The following is a 22,860-nucleotide window of genomic DNA, read 5'->3' as shown; positions in this document are numbered from 1 at the left end:
CCCGGGGACCGGGGACCGGGGACCGGGGACCGGGGACCGGGGACCGGGGACCGGGGACCGGGGACCGGGGACCGGGGACCGGGGACCGGGGACCGGCTCCAGCGTCTCGACCGTCGTGGCGGACCGTGCAAAGGGGACCGGGACTGTCGACGTCCGGTCCTGGCATCCAGATCCGCCCCCCGAGCGACAAACGCCAGGTCACACGGGGTAGAGCAGTAGCCGCCCTCTCAGATACCAGCCGGGGACCGGGGACCGGTCCCCCAACCCGTCGGGGACCGAGCGGGGAGGCGCTCCGGGGACCGGGGACCGCGGGCAACAAGACCCGGGGACCGCGAGACGCCTGGGGACCGGGGACCGGTCCCCACCGGATCAGCGCAGATCAGGCCGTCACGGTCCCCTCCACCAATCTCAGGAGACGCCTCCCATGCACGACACGCACCCCACCCCGCAGCAGGCAATCGCCGCCGTCCCAGCCCCGGGCGGAGCAAGGTATGGCGTTGGACCGTCCAAGGGCCGGTCCAACGCAGGTTCCTCCACCCCGGGGGTGGCGGAGGAGGGGCTCCGGAGCGAGGGCGCACCGGAGCAGGAAGGGGTGGACGACTCCGTCGTCGTCCGTGCCGCCGACCACGCCGCGCTCTACCGCGTCGCACGCCGTCGCGCGCGAAAAGAAGTCCAGCGCAAGGAGCGCGTCGACGTCCGCTACAGCGTCGACGAGAAGACCGACATCCTTGCCGAGGCCCGCCGGCTCGGCCTGGCCGGCGCGCACTTCGTCGGCGCCGTCGTCATGGCCCACCTGTACGGCGACCTCGCCCTCCCCGACCAGCGCACCGGAGTAGACGACCTGATCGACGAACTCGCCGCCCTGCGCACGCAGGTCGCCAAGATCGGCACGAACGTGAACCAGATCGCCCACCGCCTGAACGCCGGCGGAGATCCACACCCTGTGGACACAGTCGTGCTCGCCGAGGCCGGACGGCTCCTGACTACAGTCAAGCAGGCGGCCACCGCGATCGACTCTGCCGCCGATGTGGCAGCCACCCAGCGTCGGGCGGCCTGATTGATCGCGAACATCGTCAAGCCCGGCCACAAGACCAGGGGCGTCCTCAACTACCTCTACGGGCCCGGCCGGGCCAACGAGCACACCGACCCGCACCTCGTCGCCTCATGGGACGGCTTCGCCCCCGACCCCGGCCGCGACCCCGACGCCACCCTCGCCCAGCTCGCCACCGCCCTAGACCTGCGCGTCAAGCAGGCCGGCGACCGCGCACCGAAGAACCACGTCTGGCACTGCTCGATTCGGGCCGCGCCCGAAGACCCCATGCTCAACGACGAGCAATGGGCCACGATCGCCCGTCGCGTCCTGAACGCCACCGGCATCGCCCCCGCCGGTGACCCCGACGCGTGCCGCTGGGTCGCCGTCCGCCACGCCGACGACCACATCCACATCGTCGCCACCAAGGTCCGAGGCGACCTCCGCCCGCCCCGGAACTGGAACGACTACCTGCACTCTGACAACGAACTCGCCGCCATCGAGAAGGAATACGGCCTGCGCCAGGTCCCGCGCGGCGACCGCACAGCCGCCAAACGCCCCACCCGGGCCGAACAGGAGAAGGCCCACCGCGTCGGAAACGCCAGGACCGCTCGCGAGCGCCTGCGCACTACCGTCCGCACAGCCCTGGCAGCAGCGACAGCCCCGGAGGAGTTCTTCCGCATCCTCAAAGGCTCCGGGGTCCTCGTGGACATCCAGCACTTCCCCTCCGGCGACATCCGCGGATACAAAGTCGCCCTGGACGGCGACACCAATGCCCAAGGCCAACCCGTGTGGTTCTCCGGCTCCACCCTCGCCCCCGACCTCTCCTATCCCAAGATCGCTGACCGTCTCGCAACCTCCGACACAGCATCGGTGTTCCCGCCCGAGTCCGCCGCCTGGTTGAGGCTCACCCAGGCTGTCGACCGGATGCCCGACCACATCGCCCACGACGACGACGGAGCCGGTCAGGCACACATCGTGGTCCTCGCCGAAACCCTCGACGCCCTGCCGATAGTCGCGCCAGCCAACCTCCAGCCCCAGCTCGTTCACGCAGCCGCCGCGTTCGAGCGGGCCAGCCGCTCCCGCATCCGCGCCCGCCACCAGCAGGCCCAGGCCACGCGACGGGCAGTGAAGGCGATCCTGCGTGAACCCGCCCCCAAGGACGGAGCCCTCCTCGCAATCCTCCTCGACGCCGTCCTACTGGCGGTCGTCGCCGCACAGCACTGGCACCGCACCCGTGACCACAGCCAGCAGGCCGAGGCCGCCCGACAGGCAGCCGAGCACCTACGCTCCGCCTACCAAGCCGCAGCAGCCGAGCCATTGGCCGTGCTCCACCAGCGCGGAAGTCGGCTGCCCGAGTCGGTGCGCCGCCACCAGGCCAACACCCTGCGCCAAGCGCTCCCGGATCTGGCCGACCAGATCCTCGCGGAGCCCGGCTGGCCCGCACTCGCAGCCACCCTCGCCGCAGTCCGGTCAGCCGGGCACAACCCCGGGACACTCCTCGTCGAAGCCGCCACGCAGCGAGAACTCGACACCGCGACGAGCGTCAGCGAAGTCCTCACCTGGCGCATGGCCCGCCTCAACGATCTGGCCTTGGACTCCGCCAGCCGTACCGACTCGACGAGCAGCGCCGTACCTGCTGCCGCCTTGGCTACGCCGAGCAGCTCTCGTCCCGGGTCCCGGCGAAGGGGATAGGCAGTCGAAGACACCGCGGAGCTAGGCCGCCCGGCATGTTCACGGAGTGAAATGCAAGGACGTTCACCCGGTGGGTGATCGCTCTGTTCACCAGGTGAACGGGAGGCAGGCCATGCGGCCGGCCGGCAGTCGTGTCCCATGGCCAGGCGCTCCATTGGGAGACTCCGGCCGGGGTCTGCCTCCGAGGCACGCGCCCCTGCGCACTTGCGTGCGCCGAGCTCCCCCTTCGTACCGTCCGGCGGATGGTCGATCGCTCGCCCAAGCCACGAGGGGGAACTCTGTGAAGCCGACCGAGGAAGTGCTCGAGTACCTGACCCACTCATCGAACGTCGCCGTGCACTCCGGCGACGCGCTCGTCGGAAAGGCGGAAGCCGCCGTCGCGGCGGACGACAAGAAGAGAAAGGAGAACGACGACGAGCCCCTCCGCCGTAAGCCTCGCCTCGTCCCCATCCAGCGGGCAGAGCTGCCCCGGCAGTTCGAAGTGACCGTCTGGGACGTGCTGCACACGCTCGGCCGAGCCACTGCCCTGTCGTGGCGAGGCGCGGGCCGGGGTCTGGCCGAACACTGGGGCGCCCTGAAGTACACGCAGGCCCTGGCAGGCGGCAGCGACTCGTTCCTCGGCCTCACCGACGAGGGACGCCACATCGCAGACCACTACAAGTCACTGCAGTCCGGCGAGCTCGGCATCGGCTTCGCGCTCACGCTCGCCGAGCATCTGCTGAGCCGCCGGTTCCCCGATCACTCCGTGACGATCGTCCCGGCCGACACGGCGTTACGCGCCGGCTGGGCCCTGACCAGCAGGGACAAGGGCGAGAAGGTGCGGTACCGCTACCGCCCCCAATACTTCGCCGAGGTCTGGCGGCCGGGCGAGCCGTCCCTCGTCATCCCCGTCGCCTGCAAGGGCAACCACAGCAACGCCGCCACGTCCGCCGACCAGCTGGCCTCCGCCTCCGCCCATGCCGAAGCGGTCCACATCGGAGCGTGGAACGAGACCCCCAGCTTGCTGTTCAGCACGGAGCTGCCGACGGACGGCACTGTGACCGTGCATGCCCTCCAGGCGCCAGGCCGGGGAGGACGTCTGTCCGCGACGCGAGTCCGGAAGGTGAACCTCGATGCGATGCCTGCGGAGGAGAACGTCATGCCGGGCATCCAGCCGCCGGACGAGGGTCTCGTGTCTCCGGAGCCCGTGCCCGGCTGCCACGTGACGCCCACGTACTACCCGTGGTTCCAGGAGACCCTCGCACACACGACGGCAGCCGGACTCATGGCCTTCACGGGCTCCGGCAAGGCGACGGCTCGTCACCTGACCGAGCGGCAGGGCAACAAGCGCTTCACGGGCTTCGAGCACGCGGCCAGCACGAGCGTGCAGGACATCACCCACGAGCTGCTCGGAACCGAGTTCGCCGGCACCGACCACGTCTTCCGGCTCAACGGCCCCCGCGTCGAAGCGTTCTCCGGTGTGGACAAGAGTCTCTTCGGTCTCCTTGCCGACGGGCACGTCGAGGAGTACCGCGCCGCCGTCCACGCGGCCCGTCACCATCGCCCCCAGCTCACGTTCGACGAGGACTGGGGCGGCCCCGTTTCGGTGCACGCCGACGGTTCGGTCTTCGCCCTCCGGCTATTGCCCGGCCAGGACCAGGCATCTTGCGAGTGCTCGGACGGGTGACGCTGTGGCCCCCTTCTGTTCGACGGTCCGTCCGGGCAGCTCCCGGGCGGACCCCTCCCGATGATCGGGCGATGCCGTAGGGCTGCAGTCACCTTCCAGCCGAGCGAGGAACCTTGCCGTCGAGCAGTTCCAGTGCTTCGTCCCACCGGAAGCGCTCCGCTCCTCCGCCCGCTTTCGGGCGATGCGGCTCGTACGAGCCGACCAGCACGCCCATCTGCCCCAGCTGCTCCAGACTCCGGCCGTAGGCCGGGTGTGCGGCCATGGCGGCGTTCACGTATGGCAGGACGGCGGTCGGGATGCCCATCCCGTACGCCTCGCACAGGATGCCGAGGGCGAGGGTGTCGGCGATGCCGGCAGCCCACTTGTTGATCGTGTTGAAGGTGGCGGGCGCGACGGCGATGGCGTCGGCGGGCGGTAGTGGGCGCGGGTCGCCGGGGCTGCGCCAGGCCGAGCGGATCGGGTAGCCGGTCTGGGCCTCGATCGCCTCGGTATCGAGGAAGCCGAGCCCCTGGGGGGTGGCTATGACGCCGACGCCCCAGCCCTGCCTCTGCGCGGCGGTGATCAGCTTGTGGGCGTCGCCCGCGATGCCGGCGGCGCAGACGACGACGTACAGGAAGGGCTGTGCTGTCACGCGGGGACTCCCAGTCGGCGGCTGAAGTGGTGGAGCTCGGGCAGGGTACGTCGCCGGTCGCGGGCGGCCATGTCGGCGACCAGGTCGCGGACAGCGGGGCGGCGTACGTCCTGGGCGGCGCAGGTCTCGGCGATCCGCAGGGCCTGATAGCCGTTGGCGAGACGGCCCTGCTGGCTGTAAGCACGTGCTGCTTCGACCCACAGAGCCGCTCTGCGTTCGGGGACAGGAATGTGGCGGCGCATGAGGGGCGCGGCAGTGTTCAAGGCGATGCCGGCGTCACCGAAGGCGACCGCAGCGCTGACGGCGTGGAGGGCGACGTTGGTAGGGCTGAAGTTCGCCCAGGCGTCTGGCCGGTCGAGTGCGACGTAGCGGGCGACGTCCTGGGCTTCGTCGAGGAATTCGCGGGTGGCGGCGCGGTCGCCGGCGGTGCTGGCGGCCGTCACGCCCCGCAGGAGGAGCAGGCCCACGGCGGCGAGATAGCGCGGCGGACGCTGGTCGTAGGAACCGGCGAGCTGTCCCGCCGTGTGGCGGACGAGAGTGACGGCCTGGGTGGTGTGCTTCTCGCGGGTCAGGACGTGGGCGTGCACACGGACGCTGGAGGCGAGGACGACGGGGTCGCCGGAGCGCTCGGCTTCGGCGAGGGCACGGCCCACCGCGAGCCAGGCGTTGCCGTGGTCCCCTTGCTTGAGCAGCAGGCTGGTCGAGGTCTGGTACGCGGTGGCCAGGAGTCCGGCCATCTCGGCCTCGTTGCGGTGGTCGCCTGCGGCTTCCCGCAAGTCGGCGAGGAGGCCGGGCAGGGTGGCCTCCAGCTCCGCGTAGTCGCATGTGCAGAACAGCCGCCGGGCGGCAGAGAGACGGGCTTCGAGCGAGCCCACGTCCACGGCGCCCTCCTGACCGGAGACCGTCCGCGGACCGGGGAGGAGGGCGCGGACGAGGTTGTCGTGGGCAGCCGTTGCAGGGGCGGTGGGGGCCGTGAGGGAGGCGATGCTCGCGGCGAGGAAGGTGCGGCGGCGCATGTCTTCTGTCTCGGGATCGTCGGTCGGTGCTGCGGAGGGGCCGTGGTCGCTCAGGCCGAGGAAGTGGAGTGGGATGGCGAGTTCGGCGGCGACGGCACGTAAGACCCTGGTGTCCTCCGTGCCCCGCCCGCTCTCCAGGCGGCTGAGCTTCGACTGGTGGTAGCCCAGCGCGGTGGCGACGTCCATCTGCGAGCGGCCGGTGTGCCGTCGGGCGTGCTTGATCGTCTCGCCGATCTTCTCGGCTTCGGTCTTCACGTCTGCCATCCATGCCCTTCCGTCCGCCCCGAGCATGCCCCTGCGGACGAGCGTAGGCGAGTCGCACGAGCACTTCATGCAGCTTCTGCATGGACGATGCGGTACGGGCACGGAGCGTCGCGAACTACTAAGTCCACGCGGTTCCTTGGGGTGGTCGATCCGACCCCTGGAGGCCGCTCGTGGAAGCGCACCAGCTCACCTTCACTCTCCCGCCAACACCGGTAGCCGTGCCCACGGCACGACACCAGGTACGGGAAGCCATAGCCGCCTGGCCGGCGGTGACCGCGGCGGAGGCCATCCAGACGGCCGAGCTGGTCGTCAGCGAGCTCGTCACGAACGCGGTCCGTTACGCCGGTCACCAGCCGATCAGCGTCGTAGCCCAGCTCTCCGACACGGTGCTGCGGGTGGAGGTCAGCGACGCAAGCCGCACTCTGCCGAAACCGGCGCTGCCGGACGAGGACAGCGAGGGCGGACGCGGTCTCTTCCTCGTCGGTGTCCTCGCAGACCGCTTCGGCACGGTGCCGACGGACTCCGGCAAGTGTTGCTGGGCCGAGATCGATGTCGTCGGCGCACCCGCCACCAGAGCCGACGCCGCCTTGTCCGTTCCCACGCAGAGGAGTTGTACGTGAGTACCCGCGTCCCCGCCGTCACGTCTCAGGTCATCGCGATCCGGCCCGGCCGCCCCCTCGCCGGTGCCGTGACGGTCGACGGCTCGAAGAACGCCGCGCTCCCGCTCGTAGCCGCAGCGGCAGCCCTCCTTCGCCCCGTCCGACTCGACAACGTGCCCGCCAGCTCGGACGTCCAGACCCTGCTGGACCTGCTGCGTCAGGCGGGCTGGAACACCGCCCATCCGGTCGGCCACGACCACACCGTCCTCGTCCTTCCCCGCGAGGCGGCCCCGACGCCCGACGGCCTGGGCGAGGCCGCGTCCAGCATCCGGGCCTCGTACTACCTCGTCCCCGCTCTGATCGCCCTGTGCGGCCGGGCCCGGCTCCCCTGGCCGGGCGGATGCCGGATCGGCGACCGCGGGATGGAGCAGCACTTCAAGGTGTACGAAGCCTTCGGCGACCGCGTCCGCGTGGACGATCGTGGGTACGTCGTTGAAGCCGGCAGGGCGGTCCGTGGCACGGTGTCGCTGGCCCTGCCGTTCCGGTCGCGCGGGGCGACGATCGCCGCAGTCCTGCGCGCCGTGGTCGCGGGTACGCCGCTTCGGCTCGGACAGCCGAACCTCTCCCCGGAGGTCCTCGGCGTCCTGAACGCGCTGACGTCCATGGGGTACCAGTGCCGTGCCGGCGAGCGTGTCCTCGCCCTCGTGCCGCCGTCTTCCCTCTCGGAGGAGGAGGTACCCGTCTGGAACGTGCCGGGAGACAAGATCGAGGCCGGGACCTTGGCCTGTGCCGTGGCCGCGACCGGCGGCACCGCGCGGATCGAGGGCGTCCACGGCCCCGATGTCGCGCCGCTGGTCACCGCCCTCCACCGGATGGGCATCCCCACGACCAACGAACCGGAGACCCTGGTCGTCCACGGTCGGGACACCCAGCCGACCGGCCGCCCCCTGCGGGCCTTGGCGACGCTGGCCCCGGGCGGCCTCGACGCCGACTTCGAGCCGCCGCTCCTCGGCCTGGCCCTGGGCTTCCCCGGCACCCACCTGTTCTCGGACCCGATCAACCCCGGCCGCCACAGCAACCTCATCCCGCAGCTCGTCCGCATGGGCGGCGAGATCACCGAACTGTCTTCCACCGAGTGCAAGTTCACCGGCCCTCAGCGGCTGACGGGTGCCGGAGTAGAGGCGACCGACATTCGCACGGGTTCGGCGCTGATGGTCGCCGGCCTCACCGCACGTGGCGTCACGACACTCGGCGGGGTCGACCAGATCCGCCGCGGCCACGCCGACCTGCCCGGCAAGCTCCTCGCCCTCGGCGCCGACATCTGCGAGGTCACCCCATGACCGCAGCCAGACATTTCCAACGGATCATCGCCACCACCGACTTCCACTCGGCATTCGACGACGCTGTGCCGATGCTCGCCCACCTGAACGCCATGAGGCACGACAGCCTCGTCGTCGATTGCGGCGACTTCTTCGAGGGCACGGGCTACTACCGCCTCGGTCAGGGCCGCGCCGAGCAGGACGCCCTCGTCCGTCTCTACGACGCCGTCGCCCCGGGCAACCACGGCTGGGGCCACCACTTCGAACCCGACCTCTACGACATCACCGTGTGCGCGAACGCCGTCGACGACGAGACCGGCGAACTGCTCTTCCACCCGCTCCGCCTGGTGAGCATCGGCACGCGCCGTGTCGCCATCACCGGCATCATCGGCCCGCGGGCGTTCAACGCCATCCCAGCCGACCAGCGCGCCGGCCACCGTGTCATCGAGCCCGTCCAGGCGCTACGCGAGCTGATGCTGGCCCATCACCACCAGGCCGACTCCTGGGTGGTACTGAGCCACTCCGGCTTCGACGAGGACCTCAAGCTGGCCGAGTCCTGCCCATTCCTGGACGTCGTCTTCGCCGGACACTGCCACAGCGACCGACCGGAGCCTGTGGTCGTCGGTGACACGCTCGTCCTCAAGGGTCGCGAGCTCGCGGCCGGGTACGCCGTGGCTCTTCCCGTGGGCTCCGGCTGGGCCGCTCATGTGTCCGCCTTCCCCTCAGCCGCCGTCATGCCCGACGAGCTCGGCTCGGTACGGGAGGCCATCGACGCCATCCACGAGGAACTGCGCACACCGCTCGGTCCGCTCCGCGCCCCGTACGCGAACGGCCTGCTCGACCGTCACGCACTGCTCACCGACATCGCCGGCCGCCTCCACAACGGTCTGGGCGCCGACGCCGTCCTGCTGAACGAGACCGCACTTCGGTCTCCCCGGCTGGGGACCGTACTCACGCAGGGCGACCTCCTGGCCATCGAGCCCTTCGACAACCAGCTCGTACACGCCCACGTACCAGAGCGCTGCCTCACAGACCCAGCGGCCCTCCTCGCCCACCTCACCGCGCAGGCCGGCCCGATGGTGTCCGCGCCAGTACCCCTGCCCGACCGCCTGCCGACCGTGCTGACCACCGGCTATCTCGCCGACGCGTATCTCGGAGGCCGCACCCGGCAAGCCGGCATCCGATTCAGCCAGGCCGTGCAGCGCACGCTCACCGATGGAGACTCCCGATGATCCTCACCGGCCCCGAGATCACCCAGGCCACGGCCGACGGCCGCATCCGTATCTCCCCGTTCGAGCCGACGCAGGTGAACCCGAACAGCTACAACGTCCGACTCGGCGGGACCCTGCTCACCTACAGCGCCGACACACTGGATGCCCACCGGCCGAACCCCACCGAGCCGACCGAGATCGGCCCGGACGGCTACGAACTCCAGCCCGGCCAGCTCTACCTCGGCCACACCATCGAGGAAGTCGGCTCGGACACCTTCGTGCCCCTGCTCTTCGGGCGCTCCTCGGTCGGCCGCCTCGGCCTGTTCGTCGAGATCACCGCGCCCATCGGGGACATGGGCTTCCACGGACAGTGGACGCTCATGCTCTCCCCGATCCGGCCCCTGCGCGTGTACCCGGGCATGCGGGTCGGACAGATCATGTTCTTCGTGTCGGTCGGCCCGGTGGCGCTCTACGCGGGCAAGTACCAGTCCTCCGCCGGCCCGCAGCCCTCCGCCTACTGGCGCGACCTCGCCGCCCTCGGGGCGCTGGCCTCGTGATCCTCACCGGCCCCGCCATCGCCGCCGCCAGAGCCGCCGGCGAGATCACCATCGAACCGTACGAGCCGCGGAGGATCTCCCCCAACGCCTACGACTGGCGCCTCGGCGACACCCTCCGCCTCCACGCCGGCTCCCTGGACGCGGCGACGCCGACCGACTTCCAGGAGGTGCCGATCCCCGCCACCGGCTACGTGCTCCGGCCGGAGGTCCTCTACCTGGGGACGACGTACGAGCGGACCGGCTCGGAAGCGTACGCGCAGTTCCTCAACGGCGACCGGACCATAGGCGCACTCGGCATCTGGGTCCACGTGTCCGCTCCCCTCGGGCACCAGGGCCACGCCATTCGCTGGACGCTGGAGATCCGCGCCAGCCGACCAGTCCGGGTCTATCCGCGCATGACCTTCGGCAAGCTGGTCTTCCTTCAGGCCCTCGGCGCTGCGGCCAGCTACCAGAACCACGGCCTCAAATACCGGGCCAGCCAGGGCATCGAAACGTCCCGCCTCTACGAGGAGAACCCGGGAGGCCCCGCGTGAACCCCACCGTCGTCACGGCCCTCGACCTGCCGTTCCCGAGCCCCGGCGGAAGCGTCGAACTCTTCCTCGACCTGTACACCGGCCGAAGTCCCCTCCTGCCCGCCCGCGCCTTCATGCTCGCGCCCGAGCACATTGGGCTGCGGCCGTCCATACCGGCGGGTCTTGAGCTGGTGCAGGCACCAAGGAAGTGCCTGAGCGGGTACCCGTTCCGCCGCTACGTGGCCACCCTCCAGCGAGCCCTCTCGCACGCAGTCGGTCCCCGCGACGGAGGAGTCCTGCATCTGCAGCACCTCGCCTTCGGGGCCACGCCGGCGCTGCTTCGTGCCTTCCCCCGTCACGCGCGGATCGCGCTCGTCCACGGCACCGACCTTCTCTTCGCCGAAACGCACCCCGACCAGCTCGCCACGCTGCGGGAAGCCGCGTGGGCCGCGGACGTCATCGTGGTGCCGACCGGGGCGATGGCGGACCGACTGCTGCTCCTCGCCCCCAACACCCATCGGAGCAAGATCGAGAAGATCCCCTGGGGCATCCCGAACCATCTCATCACCAGCCCGCCCCCACGGCGCCGGAACCAGCCCTCCAGCCACCTGCGGATCCTGTACGCCGGCCGCCTCACCCCCGAGAAGGGCTTCGACACCCTGCTCTCAGCCGTCCCGCTCACTCAGTCCGCCGAGCTGTCCATCGCCGCACCCCGAGCCGAGTTCCACGCCCTCCGCCCCCGCCTCCACCAGCACGGAGTACACGTCCACTACCTCGGCTGGCTACGCCGCCCACAGCTCTGGAAGACCTTCGCCGACCACGACGTCCTGGTCATGCCCTCCACGACACTGGAGGCCATGGGCCTCGTGGCCCTCGAAGCCCAGGCATGCGGCCTCCCCGTCCTCTACCAGCCGGTTCCCGGACTCACCGAGGCACTGGGCGGCACCGCCCTCGCGACCGACTTCGCCGACCCGCACGCCGTCGCCCGCGAACTCGACCGCCTCCGCACCACCCCTGGCCTCCTGCCGGCGCTCCGTGCGGCCGGCGTCACCAACGCGGCCCGCTTCCCCCTGAGTGCCACCGCCGAAGCCCTCGCCGAGCTCGGCAGGCGCCTCGCCTGATCACCCGTGGCGCATCCCCACCAGACCCGGCCGTCTCACTACGATCGGAACACCATGACGCTCGACACCGCACGCATTGAGCAGCTCCTCCAGGCCGGCGTCCGCGACCGGGTCTACCCGGGAGCCGTCTGGGCCGTCGGCGACGCCGGGGGCACGACGGCGAGCGGCGCGGTCGGTCTCCTCGACCCGACCCGTCCCGACGAGCCGATGCGGCTCGACACCGTCTTCGACATCGCCAGCCTCACCAAGATCGTCGCCGTGTGGGCCGTCATCGGCACCCTCGTCGAAGAAGGCAAGCTCCAGCTCCACACCCCACTCGGCGCCTTCTGGCCCGAGGTCGCTGGCCACCCGCTCGCCCAGGTCACCACCCACGAGCTCCTGACCCACACCGCCGGTCTCCCCCTGCGCGCCAACCTCAGAAACCTCTACGGCACCGACCCCCAGGACATCCGCGACGGCGTCCTCCACGAGGCTCTCCACCGTGCGCCCAGCCAGGCCGTCGAGTACACCGACCGGGCCGCCCTCATCCTCGGCTACCTCGCCGAGTACCTCGCCGGTCAGCCCCTCGACCTCCTGGCGGCCAGCCGCGTCTGGGAGCCGCTCGGCATGACCGAGACCCGCTTCGGCCCCCTCCCCGCGGCCGTAGTCCCCCGCTGCGCCCCCACCGAACGGGACGAGGAAACCGGCACCCACCTCCAGGGCACCGCCCACGACTTCTCCGCCCGCCTCCTCGGCGGCACCTGCGGCATCGCCGGCACTTTCTCCACCCTCGACGACCTCACCCGCTTCCTCCAGCACATGCTGGCCCCGACGCAGGCCGCCTTCGGCCGGACCTGGATCTGCGACTCCCTGCGCATCCACACCGGAGAACTCACCCCGGCACGCGGCCTCTTCTGGCACCCAGCCCCCGGCACCGGGCTGCGCGACGACGTCTGGGTCCACTACGGCTTCACCGGCACCGGCATGTGGATCAGCCCGAGGCAGCAGCGATGGGCAATCCTCCTCACCAACAAGCTCTACTTCACCCGCGACCGCGAACCGCTCACCGCCGTACGCGACTCCTACCGCGAGTCGGTCTTTACGGACGGCACCCTGCCGGGACGCGCACGGGCCGATCGGTGATCCAGTCCCCAGACGCGACGAGGCCGCGGGTCCCGCAGAGCGGCACGAGCCCTGCGGGGTTCCCACGGCCCGTTGGCCGGTCACTTCGATCAACACCCGTGACATGTACAAGGCGGACAGGGCATGGGTATGGACCTCGGTGACGCCGAGCGCGTCGGTCACCACCTGTGCGGCCTCGGGGCGTCGCGGGTCAGCAGACGCAGGCGGGAGACGCCGAGTTCGCGCAGTTGGCTCACGCCGGCGCCGGCGCGCACGGCGTCGGAGACGCCTGCGAGCACGAGCCAGCGGCGTGAAAGCCCCCGGCCGGACGGTGGTCGCAGCCACGGCACCGTCCGGCCCGGCCTGCCTGTCGCGCGCAGGTCAACAGCCATGCGCACGCCCCAGTACCGGGTGATTCCCAAGCTTGTAGCGCGGGTTCAATTCCCGTCATCCGCTCGTGAACGAAACCCAGGTCACGGTCTCGGGACTTCTTCGTTGTCCAGGTCGCGTGGGGCTGCCGTGCCGCGCACGCGTCCATCAAGGCCATTCGGTGGCCGCTTGCTGTGGCTCGTCGCACAGATGTGGGTCTGGCGGGGCTGTGGCCGGTTCTGCGATGCTTCCGTCCGTCAAGCGACGGCGGAACGAGGAAGCCGGTGAGATTCCGGCACGGTACCGCCACTGTGTAGGGGGAGCGACTCCGCCCATGGCCACCGCCCCATCCGGGGGTGGGAAGGCCGGAGAAGCTGTGATCCCGAGTCAGGAGACTCACGCCGTCGCACCTCGATGTACGGGGCGGATTTCCCCAGGAGAGGCGGTGGCACTCGTGTGCCTGTGTACGTGTGGGGTCGGCTTCACGCTGCCCTTGGCCCGTCGGAGCCGACCTGTCCGGCTTGACGTAGGGGTCCGTTCCCCCAGGTTCTGACGACCTCCTCCTTCAGCGAGTTCCTTTTCGTACGCCTCATCCGCGCACCGGTATGCCGGTACGCGCTGCCCACGCACGCCACCAGGAGTCACCTTGTCCGTACGATCCGTCATGCCCGACCGGCGTCGGGCCGCCGCGGCGGCCTTCCTCGCCGTCGCCCTCACGCTCACCGCGTGCGGCGGCGACGTCGGCACCACAGCCGACCCCAAGACCCGGGCCGAGGGTGAAGGGTGCATCAAGGACTTCGACCCGGCCAAGGACTACTTCCCGGTCAAGTCGACGATGAAGCACGCCGAGAACTTCACGCTCCGGTACGAGAAGAGCTATCAGGTCCTCACCGTCAAGGAGCCCTTCCCCAAGGGCAAGCCGGAGTCGTACGTACTGGTCAAGTGCGGTGCCCCCAAGCCGAAGCTGACCGGTGACCTGGCCTCCGCGCAGCAGGTCACCGTCCCCGTCAAGAGCCTGTACTCCGCCTCCACCACCCACTTGCCGCTGCTGACCGAGACCGGCACCCTGGACGTCCTGACCGGTGTCGCGAGCGCCACCGCCATCTCCTCCGCCGAGGTGCTCGAGCGGGTGAAGGCGGGCAAGGTCACCGAGTACGCCAAGGACCGCACCCTCAACGCCGAGACGGTCATCGGCGCCAAGCCCGATGTGCTGATGACCCAGGGCACCGACGACCCGCAGTACCCGAAGCTGCGTCAGGCGGGCATCGCCGTGGTCGCCAACGCCGAGTGGCTGGAGGCCAGTCCGCTCGGCCGCGCCGAGTGGGTCAAGGCGATGGCCGCACTCACGGGGGCGGAGAAGCGCGCCGGCGAGGTGTTCGACACCATCGAGGGCGACTACCGGAAGGTCGCCGCGAAGGGCGCGCAGGCAGTCAAGGCGGGCAAGCCCGTCGAGGTGCTGCCCGGCACGATGTATCAGGGCACATGGTCCATGCCTGCGGGCGGCAGCTACGCCGCCCGGCTGATCAAGGACGCGGGCGGTACCTACCCGTGGGCCGGCGAGGCGGGCACCGGCGGCCTCCAGCTGAACTTCGAAGCCGTGTACGCCAAGGGCGGCCAGGCCCCGGTCTGGATCGCCGACCAGCAGTGGAAGTCCACCGCCGACGCGGTGAAGGCCGACAGCCGGTACGGGCAGCTGAAGGCCGTGTCCGGCGGCGCCGTGTGGACGAACCAGAAGGCGCTCGGTCCCGGCGGCGGCAACGACTACTTCGAGCGCGGTGTGCTGCGCCCGGACCTGGTCCTCGCCGACCTGTTCGCGCTGATGCACCCGGACCAGGCGAAGGGGCACACCTTCACCTTCTACCGGCCGGTGCCCAAGGCGTGACGATGCATCAGACAGCCGTGTCGGCACCGGCCGCGGGCACCCCGCGGCCGGTGCGGCGGCGCCTCGTCGTCGTCCTCGCCCTCGCGGCCGGGACCGCCGTGCTGTTCGTCCTCACCATCGCCACCGGCTCCCATCCGGTGCCGGTTGCCGAGGTGGTACGGGTCCTGTTCGGTGGCACTGCCGAGGACCCGCGGTGGAACGTGATCGTCGAACAGGTCCGGCTGCCGCGCGCGCTGACCGCCACTGCCGTCGGCGCCGCTCTCGCGGTGGCCGGCGTACAGATGCAGACCCTGTTCCGCAACGCGCTGGCCGACCCGTTCTCCCTCGGGGTGAGCTCGGGGGCCAGCATGGGTGTCGCCGCCGTGGTGGTCGGCACCGGCGGGGTCGCCGGCAGCTTCACCGGAGACCTGGCCGGCCTCGGGCGGGTGGGCGTCGTCATCGCCGGCTCGCTCGGCGCCGCCGCCGTCCTGGCCCTCGTGCTGCTGCTCTCGCGATGGGTGCGGTCGGCCGTCACCCTGCTCGTCATCGGCGTCATGATCGGCTCGGCGGTCACCGCGGTGGTCGGCGTGATGCTCGTCTACGCCCGGCCCGAGCGAGCCCAGCAGTTCGTCGTGTGGAGTCTGGGCAGCTTCGGTGGCACGACCTGGCCGGACCTTCAGGTCATGCTGCCCGTCGTCGGTGCGGGCCTGCTGGTCGCGTTGCTGACGGCCAAACGACTCAACGCCCTGCTGCTCGGCGAGGACTACGCCCGCACCATGGGCCTGAACGTGCGGCGCAGCCGCGATCTCGCCCTGTTCGCCACCTCGCTGCTGGCGGGCGCGGCCACCGCGTTCTGCGGCCCGGTCGCCTTCCTGGGCCTGGCCGTTCCACATCTGACGCGGGTGGCGCTGGGGACCTCGGACCACCGGGCGCTGATCCCGGCGTCGATGCTCGCCGGGGCGTTTCTGGCGCTGGCGTGCGCGCTGCTGAGCCAGCCGCCCGGCACGGATGCCGTGCTGCCGCTGAACGCCATCACCTCGCTGTTCGGCGCACCGGTCGTCATCGCGTTCCTGATCCGCAGCCGTCGCGGCGTACAAGGAGTGGCCTCGTGACCGACACCATGACCGAGCCGGTCACGGACGCGACCGGCGGGTCGGGCCGCTTCGGCGGCCTGGTCACGCAGGGGCTCGCCGTCGGCTACCGCACCCGGTCCGCCCGCAGGCCGGGAGCAAGGCGGGCCGTGCTCTCGGGGCTCGACCTCGAAGCACGGGCCGGCGAACTGACCGTCCTTCTCGGCCCCAACGGCGCGGGCAAGTCCACGCTGCTGCGCACCCTGTGCGGGCTCCTTCCGCCGCTCGACGGACGGATCCGGATCGGCGGCGCCGACCTGGCGCAGACGTCGCCGACCGCGCTCGCCAGGCGGCTGGCGGTCGTCCTCACCGACCGGGTGGACCCCGGGCTGCTGTCCGTACGGGAACTGGCCGGGCTCGGTCGCCACCCGCACACCGGGTTCACCGGCCGCCTCACGGCCGCGGACCACGCGGCCGTCGAGTGGTCACTGAAGGCGGTGGGCGCGGGGCATCTGGCGGACCGGCCGGCCGCCGAACTCTCCGACGGCGAACGCCAGCGCGTCCTGACCGCGCGCGCCCTCGCCCAGGAGCCCGAGGTCGTCCTGCTCGACGAGCCGACCGCCTTCCTCGACGTCCCCTCGCGGGTGGCGCTCACCGTGCTGCTGCGCGACCTGGCCCGGGACAAGGGCCTGACCGTAGTGGTCAGTACGCACGACCTGGAGCTGGCCCTGCGGGTGGCCGACGCCGTCTGGCTCGTCGACCGCGAATCCCGCGTTCACGCCGGAGCACCCGAGGACCTGATCCGCAGCGGCGCCGTCGCGGGGGCGTTCGACGCCGACCACCTCGCCTTCGACCCGGCCTCCGGCACCTTCGGCCTACGCCGCACCGCACGCGCCGCCGTCGCGGTGGACGCGCCGGCCGATGTGCTCCCGCTCCTCGAACGCGCCCTCGCCCGGGAAGGACTGGCCGTGGCGGACCAAGGCGACCCGCCTGCCGACAGGAAGGTGAGCTGGGACGGCGCGGACCGACTCACCTTGACCGGACCGGACGGACGGAGCGCCTCCGTCCGAGGCTTCCACGAGCTCACACGGACGGTACGGACGTGGTGACCACGGCTCTCACCCCCGACGCCCTGGCGCGGGTCTCCACGATCGGCCCGTACTTTGCGCTGGCCACCGGCCATTGCCCCGACACCGAGGGCTTCCGTCCCCTGACCGACCTGTACGCGGACCGGGGCGCGCTGGAGGAATGCGTACGGGCCGTCTCCGGGCGGCTCGGCACCGACCAGCCCAGGGTGGCCGCGTCCACCCTGCACCTGGGCACCGCCTCCCGGCTCTGGTCGATCGCCCTGGCCTGCGCCACGCTCACCGGCCGCGTCCCCGACCTGGCGCCCGACCGGCTGTGGTGGCGCCTGCCCGCCTCCGGCCCCCTCGACCTGTGGCTCCCCGACCTGAGAGAGGTCGACCAGGAGCCGCTCCCGGCCCTGCTCCGCACCGTCGTCGTCCAGAACCTGGGCCCCTGGGCCGACGCCGTACGGCACGTGGCCGGTGTGTCCCCGCACACCCTGCGCGGCAACGCCGCCTCGGCACTGCTCGGAGCCCACCGCGTCCTTCTCGCCAGGGCGCCGGACCCCTTCCTCCCCGTCGTCCCTCTCGTCCGCGCGCTGCTGGACCGGCCTCCGCTGGCGGGCACCGGCACGTACCGCGCCACGCCTCCCGGACCGCTCGCCTTCCGACGCCGCAGCTGCTGCCTGTACTACCGCGTGCCGGGCGCGGGCACCTGCGGCGACTGCGTACTCAACCCCAAGGAGAAGACCTCATGACCACCACCGAGCCGACCGTCGTCGAAACCCCCGGCGGCGGCACCCAGCACGTCTGGCCCCTCCCGGTCGACGAGGCCACCCTCCTCGACCTCGTCACGACCGTCTTCACCGACCACTGGCAGCACATCCACTTCGGCCCCATCATCGAAGGCGCTGCCTGGGAGGTCGGTGCCCCGGGCGCCCCGACCGCCATCACCATGAACGACGGTTACGCCACCATCGACTTCGGCGCATGGCACTTCCACCTGTGCATCGGCGAGCACACCGCCTCCGGCCCCGAACTCGGCCGCATCCGCCGCTGCTCGCGCGCGGAGCTCTACCGCAGCATCGGCTCCGACGGCTCCCCCGTCAGCTGGGGGATCCGCCTGTTCAACGGCCGCGACGAGCAGATGATGACCGTCCTGCTGCCCAACCCCTTCCTCACCGACCGCCAGGACATCCTCGACGCGCCCGACTTCAGCCGCCTCGCCGCCTGGGACGCCCTCCGCGACCAAATCCTCGGGCTCGCCCCCGACCCTCTCGACCGCACGGGCAAGGGCTTCCGACACGGCGGCTGACGCAAGGACGGATCCCCCTTAGGCGCGGCAGACACAAGCAGCCCTACGCACGGGGAGGCGCTCGCTCGGGACCGGGATCCGGCTTCCGCGGGTGCTCGATCGGATCGGGCTCCCAGTACCAGTCCTCACCCTGGTGGACCGCCCGTCCAGGCCGGGGGTTCGGTCCGCCGTCCCGGCCTGCGTCCCAGTGGATGAAGACCACCACCGCGATGAAGACCAGAGGTAGTGCCCGAGCCACCAGGCCGCCATCACCAGCACATACCCGAGCCCCAGGAGGAAAGGCAGGAAGACCAGGCCGATCGCCAGACAGCCCTTGTCCACGCCTCCCCGGTTCATCGCCGCCCCCGTTTGCCGCTCCGTGTCGCCGAGGCGGGGTATGCCCGGCCTCAGCCACAGGACCCCGGGTGAGTCGTCGGCCGCAGCAGAGCCGGCAGACGCCGTCGCCCCAGTTGTTGCCTGCCCGATCTCCCTGGGCAGGCAGTACCTCGGACTGGTCCCTGGAGGACCCGGCCGGCAAAGGCGTCGAGGCCATCCGCCCCATCCGCGACCAGATCAAGAACCGCATCGAGGACCTGATCGCCGAGAAGACTCTCGGCGCTCAACCGTCGGACGTCTGTCCCCGGCCCGGTACCTGGGGCGCCTTCGCGGCCTCGGCCTCGGCCTTCGCGTCGCTGACTACGGCGTCGGCCTGTCTCGCCACCTCATCAGCAGCCGCGGCGGCGTCGAGCGAGAGGGGCGAGCCTCCCTCCAGCTCCGGCGCCCCGCCTTCGTCCGCCACGCCGTCGGCATCGGCAGTGGCTTCTCCTTCCGGTGACGCGGCTGACACGGCTCCGGGAAGACCCATCGTCGACCGGTCGCCGAATGCGCTGGTCACAGCACGGACCGCTTCGGTCAGTTCCCCCGGGATGACCCAGAACGTGTTGTTGTCGCTCTTCGCCAGATGCGGGAGCGTCTCAAGGTACTTGTACGCCAAGATCTTCGGGTCGGCGTTGTTGCGATGAACGGCCTGAAAGACGCGCTCGACCGCTTTCGCCTCTCCGTCCGCCCGCAGGATCATGGCTTGCTGCGTGCCCTGCGCCTCCAGGATGTCCTTCTGCTTCGTACCCTCCGCCGTGAGGATCTTGGCCTGTCGCTCCCCCTCGGCGTGCAGGATCGCCGCACGCTTGTCGCGTTCGGCCCGCATCTGTTTCTCCATCGCCTCCTTGATGGTGTTCGGCGGGTCGATGGCCTTGATCTCGACGCGGTTGACCCGGATCCCCCACTTGCCGGTGGCGTCATCGAGGACGGCGCGGAGGCGGGCGTTGATCTCCTCGCGCGAGGTGAGCGTCTGCTCCAGGTCCATGGAGCCGATGACGTTCCGCAGGGTGGTCACGGTGAGCTGATCGATCGCCTGTAGATAGTCGGCGACTTCGTAGGCGGCCGCCCGCGGGTCGGTGATCTGGTAGTAGAGGACCGTGTCGATGTTGACCACGAGGTTGTCCTCGGTGATCACCGGCTTGGGAGCGGACGAATACACCTGCTCGCGCACGTCGAGTTTGGTGTTGACACGGTCCGCCACCGGTACGACGAAGTTCAAGCCGGGCTGCAGCGTCCGCCGGTACCGGCCGAACCGCTCGATGTTGTAGCGACGCGCCTGCGGAACGATCCGCACCGTCGAGGCGACGAGGAAGACGACGACGATCGCTGCCACGAGAAACGGGATGACAACCGGATCCACAATTCCTCCCTTGGGACGTGCTCAGCCGTTCATGGAAGGAGCTCGCGGGGGTAGACCACAGCCGTCGCGCCTTCGATCTCCATGACGTCCACCAAAGCGCCTACGGGGATCACCAGGCTCTCGTCCAGAGCGCGGGCGGACCATTCCTCCCCGTATATCTTGATCAGGCCGTGCGTGGCGGTGACCTCCTGCATGACCTCGGCCCGCTTCCCGATCAGCGCATCGCTGCCCTCGCGCGAGAGAGGCGCCTGAGCCATCTGCCGCAGCGCGAAGGGACGGACGACGAGGAGACCGGCGGCCGCAGTCACCCCGAACGCCACGAGCTGGCCGAGGAGGCCGACGCCCACGCCTGCGACCACAGCTGCGACCAGGGCGGCGCCCGCCAACAGCCCGAAGACCAACGTCAGGGTGAGAAACTCCGCGGCACCGAGCGCCGCGGCGGCGAGCAGCCATACGAACCACGGCATGGAACCAGCCTCCCTCAGGGCGACCTACCCAACACCTACCCACTTGGCCCCCGGACAGAACAGACTCGTTCCACCCGGCCCGCGGCACCTCGGACAGCGTCTGGCTTCGGGCCCACGTGGCTGAGGCAGTCGTCCCCGCTCCCGGAGCTGTCAGCCGAGCCAGTGGCGCCAACGGGCCGCAGGCGGGTCGCAGCGCCCGGAGGCAACCATGTCCTGGTAGACGCGTTCCCCCAATTCATCCCACGTCACTTGCTCCCCGCTCTCGGAGAGGGGTTGTCCGTCGGCATCCGTGATGGCGGAGAACGTGACGTCGCAGTCGGGAGGGCGAACGGTCTGGGTGGCGTACCACCCGAACGCGAAAATGGCGACGACGCTGCAGGCCAGCAGGATCCGGGCACGATGGTTGCGTTTCACCGGCCGCATCGCAGGACACACATTCGACTCCCTCTGGGGTCACGCGCGTGGCCGGTTGCTCGGGCGCGATTCCCGGGCACCGTCGACTCCGTCCAGGGGCGTCCGCCCGGCCGCCACCACCGCAGGACCCGTCAGCCGACGGTGGACTGGGCCAGGGAGGTGGAGAACACGCGGGTGTCCGCGTCCGTGTCGATCAGACCGATCAGGACCGGGTTGGGGCCGGGCGGGGCGCCGGTCGCGGCGCGGAGGCGGTAGCGGTGGGTGGCCACCGCGTTCTTGGCGAGCGGGTTTCCGCCCTTGTAGAGCGTGTACGGCAGAGCGTCGTTGGCGATGCGGAGCGTCGCTGGACGCCAGGTCCCAGTCGCTCGGTCCCAGCGTTCCAACGTGTAGCCGGGGTGGGCCGAACCGCCCGGCATGGCCTCCATCTGGAAGGCGAGCAGCAGGTGTTGGTACGAGCGGCTGTTGCCGTTGCGGAGGGTGACGGTGAACTCCCGTGCGGGCCAACCGGGCTCAAGGGTGAGTCGGCCGTCCGGCGCCGCCGCGCACGGGTACGGCGCATGGGGTGCCCCTCGTTGATGGTGGTCGTTGCCGGGAAACGTAACGAAGGGAGGACACGGGGAAGCCGAGAGGGCGCAGCGATTTGCGGACGACCATGCGAGCCTGGCCAAACCCCAAGGCCAACCTGGTTGATCGCCGCCCAGCCAAGGAACGGACCGCTCAACTGGTGGCCGCAGAGGGACCTGTTGTCAGTGTGTGCGTCCACAATCGAGTCATGTGGGACAACTCTCCGTTCCCCATGCCGGACGGTGCGAAGATCACCGGCCGCCGGGGAGACCAGTACAAGGTGAGCGTCAGCATGCCGTTCGACCCGGACGGCTTCTACGGACGCCAATGCCCCGAGTGCTCGATGCTCTTCCGCGTCAACGCCGATGACTACGAGGCACTGCCCGAAGGGCTTCAGCTCTGGTGTGTGTACTGCGGCCACAACGCGGACCACACGGAATTCTGGACCGACCAGCAACGCGAGCGAGCCATGGAAGCGGCACGAGCTCTGGGCGCACAGATCGTGCATCAGGGGTTTACTCGTATGCTCCGCAAGTCACGGAGCACGGCGCGGCGCGGCCAGGTTTCGATCTCGTTCCGCAATCGCCCCCCTTACCCCCGTCCCCTGCCCGGGATCGACGAGGAACGCCTCGCCCGTACGCGGACGTGCGCCGGGTGCGAGATCCGGTACGGCGTCTTCGGCGAGCACCGCTACTGCCCGGTCTGTGGTCGGCTGCCGGCCGCTACCGTCGCCTTCGACGCCCTGCAGGCGGAGACCGCCCGGCTCGACGCGCTGGCCTCACTCCACGACGAAACCAAGGCCGTACTGCGTGAGCAGGGCGTCTTCACACGCAGTTGGGTCGACGCCGTCGAGAACGTCGTAGGCGTCGTGGAGGCGCTCGGGTCCTCGGTCTTCCATGAACGGGTCACAGACTCGGAGGAGCGGCTGCGCGGCAAGGGAAGCGTCTTCCAACGGCTGGACGACATGGCCGACCTCTTCGTCTCGGCGGGCTGCCCTGACGTACGGGCCTTGGTGGGGCCTTCCACCTGGAACCGCCTGACCCGGACCTGGGCAGCACGCCACGTCTTCACCCATAACGACGGCGTCGTCGACGAGAGGTACCTGCGCCGAGTACCGGGTGCAAGGACGTCCCTCGGTCAACGGCTGGTGATCTCGGAGGCCGAATGCCGAGAGGCGATCGCGGACGCGACCGCACTCTGCCGTGCGCTGGTGGACCTCGGCCCTTCACCCGCCCCGTAACCCCTGTGCGGCCACCCGAGATGCTGCGTGAGCCAACCAGTCCAGACCTTGTGCGTC

General features: G+C 70.6%; 23 protein-coding genes and 1 riboswitch. Of the genes, 16 read left to right on the top strand and 7 right to left on the bottom strand.

All coding sequences use genetic code 11. The features are described 5' to 3' along the window. Positions 1 to 592: 592 nt before the first annotated feature. The 3 genes from mobC (at position 593) to ACF09C_RS11490 (ending at position 4,391) form a co-directional block, all read left to right on the top strand. Positions 593 to 1,057, top strand: a complete 465-nt coding sequence (gene mobC / locus ACF09C_RS11500) for a plasmid mobilization relaxosome protein MobC (protein WP_392091148.1) — start codon at positions 593 to 595, stop codon at positions 1,055 to 1,057. Next, entirely contained in the window at positions 1,058 to 2,725 is a 1,668-nt protein-coding gene (locus ACF09C_RS11495; RefSeq protein WP_392091146.1) for a relaxase/mobilization nuclease domain-containing protein, read from the top strand. 280 nt (positions 2,726 to 3,005) lie between these two features. Then, positions 3,006 to 4,391: a hypothetical protein gene (locus ACF09C_RS11490; RefSeq protein ID WP_392091144.1), complete on the top strand. Its 1,386-nt coding sequence runs from the start codon at positions 3,006 to 3,008 to the stop codon at positions 4,389 to 4,391. A gap of 88 nt (positions 4,392 to 4,479) precedes the next feature. Here ACF09C_RS11490 and ACF09C_RS11485 read toward each other — a convergent pair whose 3' ends face one another. Together ACF09C_RS11485 and ACF09C_RS11480 are read right to left on the bottom strand one after the other, a co-directional pair. Then, positions 4,480 to 5,022, bottom strand: a complete 543-nt coding sequence (locus ACF09C_RS11485; RefSeq protein ID WP_392091143.1) for a flavoprotein — start codon at positions 5,020 to 5,022, stop codon at positions 4,480 to 4,482. Continuing rightward, positions 5,019 to 6,302, bottom strand: coding sequence for a helix-turn-helix domain-containing protein (locus ACF09C_RS11480; protein ID WP_392091142.1), 1,284 nt, complete (start codon positions 6,300 to 6,302; stop codon positions 5,019 to 5,021). Before ACF09C_RS11480 ends, ACF09C_RS11485 begins: the two co-directional genes overlap by 4 nt. Positions 6,303 to 6,520: 218 nt before the next feature. Between ACF09C_RS11480 and ACF09C_RS11475 the strand changes: the two genes are divergently transcribed. The 7 genes from ACF09C_RS11475 to ACF09C_RS11445 are packed head-to-tail and all read left to right on the top strand — an operon-like array spanning position 6,521 to position 12,743. Then, complete coding sequence (locus ACF09C_RS11475; RefSeq protein WP_392091141.1) at positions 6,521 to 6,922, top strand: ATP-binding protein; 402 nt, start codon at positions 6,521 to 6,523, stop codon at positions 6,920 to 6,922. Beyond that, positions 6,919 to 8,241, top strand: a complete 1,323-nt coding sequence (locus ACF09C_RS11470) for a UDP-N-acetylglucosamine 1-carboxyvinyltransferase (RefSeq protein ID WP_392091139.1) — start codon at positions 6,919 to 6,921, stop codon at positions 8,239 to 8,241. Before ACF09C_RS11475 ends, ACF09C_RS11470 begins: the two co-directional genes overlap by 4 nt. Next, positions 8,238 to 9,452 (top strand): metallophosphoesterase, encoded by a 1,215-nt coding sequence (locus ACF09C_RS11465; RefSeq protein WP_392091137.1) that lies wholly within the window; start codon positions 8,238 to 8,240, stop codon positions 9,450 to 9,452. The genes ACF09C_RS11470 and ACF09C_RS11465 overlap by 4 nt, the downstream gene beginning before the upstream one ends. Next, complete coding sequence (dcd, locus tag ACF09C_RS11460; RefSeq protein ID WP_392091136.1) at positions 9,449 to 9,988, top strand: dCTP deaminase; 540 nt, start codon at positions 9,449 to 9,451, stop codon at positions 9,986 to 9,988. Before ACF09C_RS11465 ends, dcd begins: the two co-directional genes overlap by 4 nt. After that, on the top strand, positions 9,985 to 10,521 hold the full coding sequence (locus tag ACF09C_RS11455) for a deoxycytidine triphosphate deaminase (protein ID WP_392091134.1): 537 nt from the start codon (positions 9,985 to 9,987) through the stop codon (positions 10,519 to 10,521). The genes dcd and ACF09C_RS11455 overlap by 4 nt, the downstream gene beginning before the upstream one ends. After that, positions 10,518 to 11,621 carry a glycosyltransferase family 4 protein gene (locus ACF09C_RS11450; protein WP_392091133.1) on the top strand — a complete coding sequence of 368 codons (1,104 nt, stop codon included), beginning with the start codon at positions 10,518 to 10,520 and terminating at the stop codon, positions 11,619 to 11,621. The genes ACF09C_RS11455 and ACF09C_RS11450 overlap by 4 nt, the downstream gene beginning before the upstream one ends. 54 nt (positions 11,622 to 11,675) lie before the next feature. Continuing rightward, complete coding sequence (locus tag ACF09C_RS11445) at positions 11,676 to 12,743, top strand: serine hydrolase domain-containing protein (RefSeq protein WP_392091131.1); 1,068 nt, start codon at positions 11,676 to 11,678, stop codon at positions 12,741 to 12,743. A 158-nt stretch (positions 12,744 to 12,901) separates the two neighbouring features. On the opposite strand, the gene ACF09C_RS11440 is transcribed toward ACF09C_RS11445, so the two are convergent. Continuing rightward, positions 12,902 to 13,114: a hypothetical protein gene (locus ACF09C_RS11440; RefSeq protein WP_392091130.1), complete on the bottom strand. Its 213-nt coding sequence runs from the start codon at positions 13,112 to 13,114 to the stop codon at positions 12,902 to 12,904. Positions 13,115 to 13,324: 210 nt separating this feature from the next. Continuing rightward, a riboswitch (cobalamin riboswitch) is annotated at positions 13,325 to 13,510 on the top strand. Positions 13,511 to 13,737: 227 nt separating this feature from the next. Here ACF09C_RS11440 and ACF09C_RS11435 point away from each other — a divergent pair. The 5 genes from ACF09C_RS11435 to ACF09C_RS11415 are packed head-to-tail and all read left to right on the top strand — an operon-like array spanning position 13,738 to position 18,401. After that, entirely contained in the window at positions 13,738 to 14,973 is a 1,236-nt protein-coding gene (locus tag ACF09C_RS11435; protein WP_392091128.1) for an ABC transporter substrate-binding protein, read from the top strand. A 2-nt stretch (positions 14,974 to 14,975) separates the two neighbouring features. Next, a complete protein-coding gene (locus tag ACF09C_RS11430) occupies positions 14,976 to 16,064 on the top strand; it encodes a FecCD family ABC transporter permease (protein ID WP_392091127.1) in 1,089 nt (362 codons plus the stop codon). Further along, the gene (locus ACF09C_RS11425) at positions 16,061 to 17,131 is read left to right on the top strand and encodes an ABC transporter ATP-binding protein (RefSeq protein WP_392091126.1); all 1,071 of its coding nucleotides are present in this window, start codon (positions 16,061 to 16,063) and stop codon (positions 17,129 to 17,131) included. Before ACF09C_RS11430 ends, ACF09C_RS11425 begins: the two co-directional genes overlap by 4 nt. Next, on the top strand, positions 17,125 to 17,844 hold the full coding sequence (locus tag ACF09C_RS11420) for a (2Fe-2S)-binding protein (RefSeq protein WP_392091124.1): 720 nt from the start codon (positions 17,125 to 17,127) through the stop codon (positions 17,842 to 17,844). Before ACF09C_RS11425 ends, ACF09C_RS11420 begins: the two co-directional genes overlap by 7 nt. Further along, positions 17,841 to 18,401 carry a hypothetical protein gene (locus ACF09C_RS11415; RefSeq protein WP_392091123.1) on the top strand — a complete coding sequence of 187 codons (561 nt, stop codon included), beginning with the start codon at positions 17,841 to 17,843 and terminating at the stop codon, positions 18,399 to 18,401. The genes ACF09C_RS11420 and ACF09C_RS11415 overlap by 4 nt, the downstream gene beginning before the upstream one ends. 598 nt (positions 18,402 to 18,999) lie before the next feature. On the opposite strand, the gene ACF09C_RS11410 is transcribed toward ACF09C_RS11415, so the two are convergent. From ACF09C_RS11410 to ACF09C_RS11395, 4 genes are all read right to left on the bottom strand, one after another. Further along, a complete protein-coding gene (locus tag ACF09C_RS11410) occupies positions 19,000 to 20,118 on the bottom strand; it encodes an SPFH domain-containing protein (protein WP_392091122.1) in 1,119 nt (372 codons plus the stop codon). Between the two features lie 29 nt (positions 20,119 to 20,147). Beyond that, complete coding sequence (locus tag ACF09C_RS11405) at positions 20,148 to 20,585, bottom strand: NfeD family protein (protein WP_392091121.1); 438 nt, start codon at positions 20,583 to 20,585, stop codon at positions 20,148 to 20,150. Positions 20,586 to 20,735: 150 nt separating this feature from the next. Continuing rightward, the gene (locus ACF09C_RS11400; protein WP_392091120.1) at positions 20,736 to 20,999 is read right to left on the bottom strand and encodes a hypothetical protein; all 264 of its coding nucleotides are present in this window, start codon (positions 20,997 to 20,999) and stop codon (positions 20,736 to 20,738) included. Positions 21,000 to 21,130: 131 nt separating this feature from the next. Next, positions 21,131 to 21,415 carry a hypothetical protein gene (locus tag ACF09C_RS11395; protein WP_392091119.1) on the bottom strand — a complete coding sequence of 95 codons (285 nt, stop codon included), beginning with the start codon at positions 21,413 to 21,415 and terminating at the stop codon, positions 21,131 to 21,133. A 356-nt stretch (positions 21,416 to 21,771) separates the two neighbouring features. Here ACF09C_RS11395 and ACF09C_RS11390 point away from each other — a divergent pair, with 356 nt between their 5' ends. Further along, the gene (locus ACF09C_RS11390; protein WP_392091118.1) at positions 21,772 to 22,803 is read left to right on the top strand and encodes a hypothetical protein; all 1,032 of its coding nucleotides are present in this window, start codon (positions 21,772 to 21,774) and stop codon (positions 22,801 to 22,803) included. Positions 22,804 to 22,860: the final 57 nt, after the last annotated feature.

Origin of the sequence: Streptomyces sp. NPDC014870 (assembly GCF_043081505.1) — a bacterium.
Lineage (GTDB): Bacteria > Actinomycetota > Actinomycetes > Streptomycetales > Streptomycetaceae > Streptomyces.
This window is presented reverse-complemented; position numbering and strand designations above follow the sequence as displayed.

Bases quoted from the DNA above. Each gene is read 5' to 3' on its own strand.
- ACF09C_RS11390 (WP_392091118.1), top strand. From the start codon at position 21,772: ATGTGGGACAACTCTCCGTTCCCCATGCCGGACGGTGCGAAGATCACC.
- ACF09C_RS11440 (WP_392091130.1), bottom strand. From the start codon at position 13,114: ATGGCTGTTGACCTGCGCGCGACAGGCAGGCCGGGCCGGACGGTGCCG.
- ACF09C_RS11430 (WP_392091127.1), top strand. From the start codon at position 14,976: ATGCATCAGACAGCCGTGTCGGCACCGGCCGCGGGCACCCCGCGGCCG.
- ACF09C_RS11445 (WP_392091131.1), top strand. From the start codon at position 11,676: ATGACGCTCGACACCGCACGCATTGAGCAGCTCCTCCAGGCCGGCGTC.
- ACF09C_RS11415 (WP_392091123.1), top strand. From the start codon at position 17,841: ATGACCACCACCGAGCCGACCGTCGTCGAAACCCCCGGCGGCGGCACC.
- ACF09C_RS11405 (WP_392091121.1), bottom strand. From the start codon at position 20,585: ATGCCGTGGTTCGTATGGCTGCTCGCCGCCGCGGCGCTCGGTGCCGCG.
- ACF09C_RS11465 (WP_392091137.1), top strand. From the start codon at position 8,238: ATGACCGCAGCCAGACATTTCCAACGGATCATCGCCACCACCGACTTC.
- ACF09C_RS11480 (WP_392091142.1), bottom strand. From the start codon at position 6,302: ATGGCAGACGTGAAGACCGAAGCCGAGAAGATCGGCGAGACGATCAAG.
- ACF09C_RS11395 (WP_392091119.1), bottom strand. From the start codon at position 21,415: ATGCCGGGCGGTTCGGCCCACCCCGGCTACACGTTGGAACGCTGGGAC.
- dcd (WP_392091136.1), top strand. From the start codon at position 9,449: ATGATCCTCACCGGCCCCGAGATCACCCAGGCCACGGCCGACGGCCGC.